The 1,787-nt window shown below is 67.8% G+C and carries 1 protein-coding gene; it reads right to left on the bottom strand.

The window, feature by feature from the left end; translation table 11 throughout:
* Positions 1–45 precede the first annotated feature (45 nt).
* Positions 46–1,440, bottom strand: a complete 1,395-nt coding sequence (locus U9R90_RS35935; RefSeq protein ID WP_411061675.1) for a nucleobase:cation symporter-2 family protein — start codon at positions 1,438–1,440, stop codon at positions 46–48.
* Positions 1,441–1,787: the final 347 nt, after the last annotated feature.

Raw genomic sequence — 1,787 nt, 5'->3', positions numbered from 1 at the left:
GCGTGTACGGCCGCTGAGGCCGTACACGCCGCATCTATGTGTCTGTCAGTGCCCGGCCCGTGCGGACGGCACGCGACTCTCGGAGATCTCCTCGCCCGGCTCCATCGGCGCGGTGACATCGTCATCGTCCTGCCGCTTGCCGATGTGGTTGAAGACCAGGTTGAGGACGACCGCGGCGACACAGCCGGTGGAGATACCGGAGTCCAGGATGATCATCGCGGTGTCCGGGAACGCGTGGTAGAACTCCGGCGCCGCGATCGGGATCAGCCCGACGGCCATCGCGACCGCGACGATCAGCACGTTGTTGTCCTTCTCCAACCCCGCCTTGGTCAGGGTCTGGATGCCGCTGGCCGCGACCGAGCCGAAGAGCACGACTCCGGCGCCGCCGAGCACCGGCCGGGGCACGGTGGCGATCAGTGAGGCGACGACCGGCATCAGCCCCATCAGGATCAGGAAGCCGCCGCCCACCGCGACCACGAACCGGCTGCGGATCCTGGTCATCGCGACCAGGCCGATGTTCTGGGCGAAGGCGCTGCACATAAAGCCGTTGAACAGCGGGCTGAGCGCGGAGCCGAGGGTGTCGGCGCGCAGTCCTGCCGCGATCGTCTTCTCGTCCGCGGGCCGTTCGACGATCTCACCGAGCGCCAGCATGTCGGCGGTGGACTCGGTCATCGAGACGATCATCACGACCACCATCGACACGATGGCCGCCGCCGCGAACTGCGGGGCGCCGAAGTGGAACGGCGTCGGGAAGCCGACGATGTTCGCCTCGCCGATCGCGCTGAAGTCGGTGACACCGAACGGGATCGCGATGACGGTGCCGATGGCAAGGCCGAGCAGCACGGCGATCTGCTTGACGAACCCGCTGGTGAAGCGGCGTATCAGCAGAACGATGACCAGGGTGATACCGGCCAGTCCCAGGTACTTCATGGAGCCGTAGTCGTCGCCGGCCGGATTGGGGCCCTGGGCCCAGCCGAAGGCCACCGGCATCAGCGAGACGCCGATCAGGGTGATGACGGTGCCGGTGACGACCGGTGGGAAGAAGCGGACCAGTTTGGAGAAGAACGGGGCGCCGACGAACCCGAGCAGGCCCGCGACGATGATCGCGCCGAAGATGATCGGCAGCGCGTCGTCCTTGTCCTTGGTCTGGTCGACGATCGCGAGCATCGGGGCCACACCGGCGAAGGTGACGCCGTTGACGAACGGCAGCCGGGCTCCGATGTTCCAGATGCCCAGCGTCTGCAGCAGGGTGGCCAGTCCCGCGGTGAAGAGACTGGCTCCGGTGAGGAAGGTGAGCTCCTTGCCGGAGAGCCCGACGGCGGCTCCGACGATGAGCGGCGGGGCGACCACGCCCGCGTACATGGCGGCCACGTGCTGCAGGCCGCTGGTCATCATCTTGAGAGGCGGGAGCTTCTCGTCGACCGGGTGTGTGGTGGGCATCTGGTCGCGAACCTGCTCGTCCTCTGGCACGGCGACTGCTTTTCGAACCCTGGGCGTTTCTGCCACGGCGGTTCCTCCGGTCGATTACGGCGTCGCCAGCGACGCGAGTGTCAAGGAGGTCGTATGTACGGGGAAAGAGGTCGTACGTACGGGGAAGGTGGTGCGGGTCGTTCCGGTGTGGTGCGCGATGTGGATTTGTGGCGGTGCGTCGTGCAGAGGGGTGCGAAGTGCGGTCGCGGTGCTGGAGGGTGTGACGGTTCACCGGGCCGGCGGGCGCGGGCACATGGGTGCCCTCACCCGGCCGGCTCGGCTGCCGTGGACCCCGCTCGGGTCCACGGCGACCGGCC

This window comes from Streptomyces sp. E11-3 (assembly GCF_046540415.1).
In the GTDB taxonomy this organism is placed as follows: Bacteria; Actinomycetota; Actinomycetes; order Streptomycetales; family Streptomycetaceae; genus Streptomyces.
The sequence above is the reverse complement of the archived record's forward strand: the minus strand, read 5'-3'. Positions and strand labels throughout refer to the sequence as shown.

What these genes read in the sequence shown, in the direction of transcription:
- U9R90_RS35935 (WP_411061675.1), bottom strand. Translation starts at nt 1,440, where the DNA reads ATGCCCACCACACACCCGGTCGACGAGAAGCTCCCGCCTCTCAAGATG.